The 8,049-nt window shown below is 71.7% G+C and carries 8 protein-coding genes and 1 pseudogene; 3 read left to right on the forward strand and 6 right to left on the reverse strand.

Annotation, left to right across the window (positions count from 1 at the left end):
* Positions 1-166: 166 nt before the first annotated feature.
* From ACWBNA_RS45535 to ACWBNA_RS45550, 4 genes are read right to left on the reverse strand one after another with little or no spacing between them, the layout of a single operon-like run.
* Positions 167-592: a GNAT family N-acetyltransferase gene (locus tag ACWBNA_RS45535; RefSeq protein WP_482710489.1), complete on the reverse strand. Its 426-nt coding sequence runs from the start codon at positions 590-592 to the stop codon at positions 167-169.
* Between the two features lie 56 nt (positions 593-648).
* Positions 649-1,572, reverse strand: a complete 924-nt coding sequence (locus ACWBNA_RS45540; RefSeq protein WP_482710490.1) for an LLM class F420-dependent oxidoreductase — start codon at positions 1,570-1,572, stop codon at positions 649-651.
* A gap of 46 nt (positions 1,573-1,618) precedes the next feature.
* Positions 1,619-4,186, reverse strand: a complete 2,568-nt coding sequence (locus ACWBNA_RS45545; RefSeq protein WP_482710491.1) for an ABC transporter permease — start codon at positions 4,184-4,186, stop codon at positions 1,619-1,621.
* A gap of 4 nt (positions 4,187-4,190) precedes the next feature.
* Positions 4,191-5,024: an ABC transporter ATP-binding protein gene (locus tag ACWBNA_RS45550; protein WP_482710492.1), complete on the reverse strand. Its 834-nt coding sequence runs from the start codon at positions 5,022-5,024 to the stop codon at positions 4,191-4,193.
* A 212-nt stretch (positions 5,025-5,236) separates the two neighbouring features.
* Here ACWBNA_RS45550 and ACWBNA_RS45555 point away from each other — a divergent pair, with 212 nt between their 5' ends.
* A complete protein-coding gene (locus tag ACWBNA_RS45555; protein ID WP_482710493.1) occupies positions 5,237-5,512 on the forward strand; it encodes a toxin-antitoxin system HicB family antitoxin in 276 nt (91 codons plus the stop codon).
* 4 nt (positions 5,513-5,516) lie between these two features.
* Positions 5,517-5,891, forward strand: a complete 375-nt coding sequence (locus ACWBNA_RS45560; protein ID WP_482710494.1) for a fic family toxin-antitoxin system, toxin component — start codon at positions 5,517-5,519, stop codon at positions 5,889-5,891.
* Here ACWBNA_RS45560 and ACWBNA_RS45565 read toward each other — a convergent pair whose 3' ends face one another.
* Positions 5,892-6,581, reverse strand: a complete 690-nt coding sequence (locus ACWBNA_RS45565; RefSeq protein WP_482710495.1) for a class I SAM-dependent methyltransferase — start codon at positions 6,579-6,581, stop codon at positions 5,892-5,894. It abuts the gene before it with no gap.
* An 83-nt stretch (positions 6,582-6,664) separates the two neighbouring features.
* On the reverse strand, positions 6,665-7,351 hold the full coding sequence (locus ACWBNA_RS45570) for an esterase/lipase family protein (protein ID WP_482710497.1): 687 nt from the start codon (positions 7,349-7,351) through the stop codon (positions 6,665-6,667).
* Between the two features lie 168 nt (positions 7,352-7,519).
* Between ACWBNA_RS45570 and ACWBNA_RS45575 the strand changes: the two are divergent.
* Positions 7,520-8,049, forward strand: a pseudogene (locus ACWBNA_RS45575) (LuxR family transcriptional regulator); the annotation flags it as partial.

The raw sequence follows: 8,049 nt of genomic DNA on the forward strand, positions 1-8,049 counted from the left end.
CACCTCCGTCCCATGGTCGGACAGGGCAGGGAGGATCGCGCGATGTCGCGTACTGGGAGGCTCGCCCATGGGCGGACGCTCACACCTTTCATGGAGGACCGAGTGGCCCACCAAGGGTAAAGGATGGGCAAAAGAGTGCGATCGGGGGTCTGGGGCCAGTCCTGGCCTAGTCCGTCAGGGGCTTCACCCAGCGCCGCCACTTCTCCTCGGGCGTGTAGCCGGCGGCCCGCCACGCGTGGTGCGCGGTCTCGTTGCGGGTGAGCACCATGGCGTCCCCGCGGCGCCCGCCGAGCCGTACGAAACGCTCCTCGGCGGCCGTGAGCAGGGCGCCGCCGATGCCCCGGCGGCGGCGGTCCGGGTGCACCGCGAGCCGGTACAGATGGCAGCGCCAGCCGTCGAAGCCGGCGATCACCGTGCCGACCAGCTCTCCGTCGAGCTCGGCCAGGATCAGGGCCTCGGGGTCGCGGGCGACCAGCCGCTCCACACCGCCCCGGTCGTCGCTGATGCTCGTCCCCTCGGCGGCCACCTTCCAGAAGGCCAGCACGGTGTCCAGGTCGTCGGGCGTCGCGGCCCGTATCCACAGGTCGGTCATACGGCGATCCCATCACGCCCGCCGGACCGGGACGCGGAATTCCAGGATCCGGACGGTTATCGGCCCTGCAGCCGGGCGACCACCGGCGCGAACGCCTCCATGTACGGCTCCAGCACGGTCAGATAGGAGAACCCGTACCGCTCGCGCTGCGCCAGCACCTTCCCGGTGATCTCCTCCAGGGAGCCGGCCAGCACGAGGGGCAGTTCCAGGGCCTGCCCCACGGTCAGGTCCGGCACCCGCTCCACGAGGGGCCGCACGGCGGCCTCCGGGTCGTCGGTGATCACCACCAGCTGGATGAGGAGGTTGCGCTCGGCCGGCTCCGCGCGGCCCTTCGCCAGATCCTGGTACCGGGCCACGCGCTCGTCGAGTTCCTCGGGTGTGATCGGCAGCATCTTCCCCGCCCTGTCCCCGGGCACCGGGCGCGCCCCGGTGAAGGCCGCGATGTCGGCGTGCTCGGCGGTGAGCCGCAGCATGCGGTCACCGTTGCCGCCGACCATGAGCGGCACCCGGGGCTGCGCCGGCTGCGGCACGGGGTTCTCCTCGCTCGGGCGAAGCCGAGCGTGCGGGAGTTCCGAGGAGCCGAGCAGGCGCTCCAACTCCTCGATCGTGCGCTGGAGATGGTCGACCCGCTCACCCGGCGAGCCGTACGGCAGCCCGGCCGTGTCGTGCTCGGCCTGGACGTATCCCGTGCCGAGGCCGAGCTCCAGCCGCCCACCGGTCAGCGCGTCGGTGGTGGCGACCTCACGGGCCAGCAGCGCGGGGTTCCAGAAGCCGGAGTTGAGCACGAACGTGCCCAGCCGCGGCCGCTGGGTCGCCTCCGCCGCCGCGACCAGGGCCGGGAAGGGCGCCACCATACCGAGATGGTCGGGGACCAGGATCACGTCGTAACCGAGCTCCTCGGCCCGTCGGCACTTGGCCCGCCAGTCCTCGGCGGGCGCCGGGACGATCATGCTGGCACCGAAGCGGAACGGACGCGACATGAACTCTCCTCAGCGGCAAGCGACTTGAGTACTCGCCGTGATTCCATCACTCGTGCGCGATGGCCGCCAGCACGTTCATGCGGGAGGCACGAAGCGCGGGCAGCAGCGCCGCCACGACCCCCACCACCGCCGAGCCGACGACGACCGCGACGATCGTGCCCCACGGAATGGCGAGCGCGTTCATGCCCTGCAAGGCCAGGACCTGCTGGGTGCACACCCCCCACACCAGCCCCAGGGCGAGCCCCAGTACCGCGCCGAACACCGCGATCACCACCGACTCCAGCCGGATCATCCGGCGCAGCTGTCGCCGGGCGAGCCCGATGGCCCGCAGCAGCCCGATCTCCCGGGTCCGCTCCACGACCGACAGGGCAAGGGTGTTGACCACGCCGAGGACGGCGATGACGATCGCGAGCCCCAGCAGCGCGTACACGAGGTAGAGCAGCACGGCGATCTGGTCGTGGACGAGTTCCTTGTAGTCGGCCAGGTCGCGCACCTGCACCTGCGGATACGGGTCGAGTGTCCGCTCGAGGCCCGCACGCAGGTCGTCGGCGCTCGTCCCGGAGGCCGCGTTGACGTACAGCGTGGAGTCCTGCCCGCCCGGCGCGAACCTCTCCAGCGTGGCCAGTCCGAAGTACAGACCGCCCTGCGTCCCGAAGCCCTCGGCGGCGTCCTGGTCGGTGAGGGCGCCCACGGTCAGTTCCGTGGTGCGTCCGCCCTGGAACTCCACGGGGATCGTGCTGCCGACCCGGACGCCGTGGTCGCGCGCGAAGTCCAGGTCCATCGCGAACCCGCCGTCCGCGAGCGCGGCCGCGGTGTCGCCCTGCGCGTACGTGATGTTGGCGACCTCGTCGAGCTGCGGGTCGTAGGCGGCCGCCGTCGTCTCGACCCGGTCGCCGTCCGGCAGCCGTACCGCGATCGGGGTGAACCGCGACCGTACGACGAGGCCCACGCCCTCCGTGTCCCGCACCGCGTCCGTGACCTCCTGCGGGAAGGGCAGGAAGTTGCCGTTCTGGACGACGAAGTCGGCGCCCAGCGTCTCGTCGATCTGCTGGTCGAAGGACTCGCTCATGGAAGCGCTCGCCACCGACATCCCGCCGACCAGGGCCAGGCCGACCATCAGCGCGGCCGCGGTGGCCCCGGTGCGGCGGGGATTGCGCAGGGCGTTGCGCTGGCTCATCCGGCCGACGGGCCCGAACAGCGCCGGGAAGGCGCCGCCGAGCACCCGGATCACCGGCCGCACCAGCAGCGGGCCCGCGATCACGGTGGCCAGGAGGGTGAGGATGATGCCGAGGCCCAGCAGGGAGGCCGCGGAACCGGTCTCGGACGCGGTGACGCAGCCGACGAGCGCGGCCGCGCCGAGTGCCCCGACGACACCACCCACGATCGCCCGCGTCCGGAGCGGCCGGCCGATGCCCGCGATCTCGGCGTCCGAGAGGGCCGCCATCGGGGAGACGCCCGCCGCGCGCCGGGCCGGGAGGTAGGCGGCGACGAAGGTGACGCCGACGCCGACGACGTACGCCGCGACCGGCGTGCTCCAGCCGATCTGCATCTCGCTGGCCTTGATGTTCATGCCGAGCGCGTTCATCAGCTCGATCAGCCCGGCCGCGAGCCCGATGCCGGTGGCCAGGCCCAGCGTGGAGCCGACCAGGCCGAGCAGCATGGCCTCGGTGAGGACGGAGCGGCGGACCTGGCGCCGGTCGGCGCCCAGTGCGCGCAGCAGGCCCAGCTCGCGGGTGCGCTGGGCGATCAGCATCGAGAAGGTGTTGACGATGAGGAAGACGCCGACCAGCACGGCGATGCCGGCGAAGCCGAGCATGACGTACTTGATGATGTCGAGGAATCCGCCGAGCTGTTCGACGTCCGACTCGGCCTGCTCGTCGGCGGTCCGGTAGTCGTAGGTGTCGGTGCCGAGCGCGGCGGCCACGCGCTGCTTCAGCTGGTCGTCGCTGACGCCCTCGTCGGCGTCGACCGAGATGCTGGTGGCGGCCTTCGCGTCGCCCAGCAGCTTCTCCTGCGCGGTCTCCGGGTCGAGGAAGAGCAGGGCGGCACCGGGGTTGGTGGTGGTGAAGGTGGCGATGCCGACGACCTCGACCTTGAAGGAGCCGGGGCCCGCGATCACGGTGAGCGTGTCGCCGATGGCCACGTCCTTGCGGTCGGCGGTCTCCGAGTCGAGCATCGCCTCGGCCGGTCCGCGCGGGGCGTGGCCGGAGGTGAGTTCCACCGGGCTGCGCTCGTCCGGGTTCCAGTCGGTGCCGATGGTGGGGGCGCCGGTGGTCGGGCCGACGGTCTCGTTCTCGTCGTCGACGACGGTGATGTTCTCGGCCTCGGCGTCCGAACGCGCGGCGGCGACCCCGTCGATCCGGGCCACCCGGGCCGCGAGTTCGGCCGGCAGGGTGGCCGTCATGCCGGACGGCACCGCCTCGTCGAGGTTCTCCTTCGGGCTGACGGTGACGTCGGGCGCGGTCGAGGCGAACAGCCGGTCGAAGGTCCGGCTGAGCGTGTCGGAGAAGATCAGGCTGCCCGCGACGAACGCCACGGACAGGACGACCGCCAGAGCGGACAGCAGCAGCCGCCCCTTGTGGGCGAGGAAGCTGCGGAGCGTCGCCTTGAGCACGGGATCAGTCCTTGTCGAGGGTGACGTCGGACGAGGTGCCCCCGTCCTCGGCGCTGAACGGGGCCCGGCTCACATCGAAGCGTTTCATGCGTTCCAGGACCCCCTCCGCGGTCGGCCGCTCCATCTGGTCCACGATCCGCCCGTCCCCGAGGAAGAGCACCAGGTCGGAGTGGGCGGCCGCGCCCGGGTCGTGGGTCACCATCACGACGGTCTGCCCGAGCTGGTCGACGGCCTCCCGCAGGAACCCGAGGACTTCGAGGCCCGCCCGCGAGTCGAGGTTGCCGGTCGGCTCGTCCGCGAAGATCAGCTCGGGCCGGGAGGCGAGCGCCCGCGCGCACGCGACGCGCTGCTGCTGGCCGCCCGAGAGCTGGGACGGCCGGTGCCCCAGCCGGTCCCGCAGTCCGAGCGTGTCGATGACCTGGTCCAGCCACTTCTCGTCGGGCTTCTGGCCCGCGATGTCCATGGGCAGGGTGATGTTCTCGACCGCGTTCAGCGTGGGGATGAGGTTGAACGACTGGAACATGAACCCGATCCGGTCCCGGCGCAGCCGGGTCAGCTCGCGGTCCTTCAGGCCCGTGATCTCGGTGTCGCCGAGCCACACCTGGCCGGCCGAGACGGTGTCGAGTCCGGCCAGGCAGTGCATCATCGTGGACTTCCCGGAGCCGGACGGGCCCATGACCGCCGTGAACCGGCCGCGCGCGATGTCCACGTCCACGGAGTCCAGGGCCAGCACGGTCGTCTCGCCCGAGCCGTACGCCTTGGTCAGGCCGCGGGCGCGGGCGGCGATGCCGTCGGCCGGGGCCTGGCCCGGCACGTGCTGAGCAGCGGGTGTGGACAAGGCTGTCTCCTCCTGGTCGCTCCTGGCGTCGGGCACTGGTCGTCCCGGCCGAGGGTAGTGTGATCCGGCCCACACCCGGTATCCCTCGTGGGGCCGAGTCGCCCTCCGTCCCAGGTCGGGTCCCTGATACCGATGTAAGGGGCACCTTCTGCGTGTGCGGCGCCGCGAGGGCCCTCTTGCGCGTGCTAGCACCCCGGCGCTAGCGTCGAAGCATGGCCAAGACCCAGCTGAACGTGCGCGTCGACGAGGGCACCGCCCGCGCCGCCCGCGAACGCGCCCAGGCCCGCGGCGTCAGCGTCAACCGCTACATCGAGGAACTGGTCAGGCAGGACACCGGCGAGGTCGGCCACACCTTCGTGGAAGCCGCCGCCGACTTCATGAAGCAGTACGAGTCCGTCTTCGCCGAGGAATTCGACGGGCATGCCCCCGCTCGAGTGAAGGTGACCGCGGGAGACGAGCGCGAGGGCTCTGACGAAGGTCGCCGCTGATCCCTTGAGCAACCTCCGGATCGACCTCGCCTGGCTCCTCATGGTCGTCGAACACAAGATCCCGGGCGATCCTCAGATCACCGACTGGGGCGCACTCGTCGCCGCCGTCGCACGCCACGAGGCGGAGATCTTCGACGTCCCCGTCTACGACAACCCGCACGCGCGTGCCGCCGCACTGCTCCAACTCCTCATCCACGTCCCGGCCCTGGAGCGCTCCAACGCCCTCTTCGCCTGCGCCGTCGCCTACGCCTATCTCGTCGCCGGCGGCCTCAAGGTCGTCACCTCGCCCGAGCAGGTGCGTGAACTGGCCCGGCTGGTCAAGAGCGGCGAGGCGTCCGTATACGACATCGCCGAGGAACTGCGCCGGTGGACCCTGTGATCACGGCTCCTCGGGCGCGGGGCGCCACGCGGTGCCGAGGACGCAGTACGAGGTGGGCAGTCTCGGGCCCTTCTCCGGCATCAGCACCTGCCGGTAGGGGCCGAGTCGGAACCCGGCGTCCCGCAGCGCGCCGACCGGGTCCCGGGCGACGTGGCAGCCGCCGCTCAACGGCGGCCACAGCGTGCGGTCCAACGCGCGCTGGGTGAGGGTCATCGCCCGGCCGCCACCCCGCCCGTGCTCGAAGAACCGCACCTCGCCGCCGGGCCGCAGCACCCGCCGTATCTCACCGAGGGCCCGCGGCACGTCCCGCACGCTGCACAGCACCAGCGAGACCACCGCCGCGTCGAACGCCTCGCTCTTGACCGGCAGCGCCTCCGCCGCACCCGGCACCACGTCGACGGGCACGTCGGAGCGCAGGGCGGACTCCACGGCCAACTGCCGCAGCACCCGCTCCGGTTCGATGGCCACGACCTCCGAGACGGTGCCCGGGTAGTGCGCGAAGTTCAGCCCGTTGCCCGCGCCGATCTCGATGACCCGCCCGGACAGCCCGGCCAGCAGCCGCTCGCGCACGCCGGCCATGCCCATCCTGGTCTCGGCGCTCACACTGACCCGGGCGTAGTACCGGGCGAACAGCGGGTGGTGGACGGGATCACGGGACACCTTGCCGGATCGCGTGGATCGCAGCGGCATGGCAACCTCCCTGGCAGGCGGGCCTCACCAGGATTGTCCCCCGTACGGGCCCGCCGCACCCCCGCGAACTCACCGCGTGCGTCTCACTGGACGAAGTTGCGCACCTGTTGGTAGACGCCGTAGTCGTTGTTCATCTCGTTGTGCGAGATGCAGCCGACCTCGACGTTGGTCGCGCCGCTGAGGATCGCGCTGGTGTCCGGGGTGAGCGCGTCGTCGCAGTTCGACCAGTAACTGGCGTAGGAGACGCTGCCCGGCGTCTCGTCACCGGAGTTGAGGGCGGTGAGGAAGGAACTGCCGGTCTTCAGCTCGGTGCAGGACGTGTAGAGCCACGAGCACCACCCGGCGACGCTCGTGCCGTGGTTCACACCGGCGGCCGAGACGAAGTCGTCGACGTACGCCGTCCCGCCGAGGTTCTTGAGGTAGTAGCGGGCGCTGAGCGCGCCCATGGAGTGCACGACCAGGTCGACCTTCGTGGCACCCGTCCTCGCGAGCACGTTCTTGACCTGGGTCGCGAGTTGCTGAGCGGTGGAGGCGTTGGACTTGGTCCAGTCGTACGACCAGGTGGTGAGTTCCGCGGACGTGTAGCCGTCGGCCTTGAAGTCGGCGATCCAGTCGTCCCAACTGCTCGCCGAACTGCTCAGGCCGTGCACGAAGACGACCGGGTTGCGGGTCGCTCCCTCGGCGGGAGCCGCGGCGAGCGAGAGGGACGCGAGGAGCGACGCGGTCACGGCCGACAGGGCCATGGCGATGCGAGGCTTACGGCGCATGATGCCTCCTGGAGCGGGTGGGGAGTGGCCAGGAGTGTCAGGCGGGGGCCGAACGCGCCGCATCGGCGAAATCGCCGGTCTTTACGTGTCAATTAACTCGCCAGTAACGTCAAAGGTGTGGTGACACCGGTAAACCCCCCGCCGCTCGACCGCACTTCGCCACCGCGGCTCATGGACACGTGCAAGTGGTCCGCTCATCCGCTCCCTGAGGGCGTCCGCGTACGGGTGCTGCGTGCCGTGTACGGCGATCCGCGCGCCGCCGCCGAACTCCTGCCGCGGCTCACCGAACGGCAGTCGGCGGGCCTGGACCCGCTGCCGACGGAACCGGCCGAACTGGCCCCCGGGCTGCTGCGCGCACACCGCGCCCGGATCCAGACGCTGCCCGACGACACCCGCCTGCTCCTGCTCCTCGCGGCGGCGGACCAGTACCCGCTCCCGACCCGTGCCTTCCTGCGCGCGGTCACGGCCGCCCGCCTCGACACCCGGCCGTTGGAGGCAGCCGAGGCGGCCGGAATCGCGCAGGCGACGGCGGGCGGGGTCGTCTTCCGGGACACGTGGACGATGATCGCCGCGTACGAGACCGGCTCCCCGGCGGACCGGCGCGAGGCACACCGGCTGCTGGCCCGCGTGCTGTGCGGCGCCGGCGAGACACCCGGCCGGGCCTGGCACCGGGGCGCGGGCGCGCTCGGCCCCAGTGGCCG

Source organism: Streptomyces sp. Q2 (genome assembly GCF_056820935.1).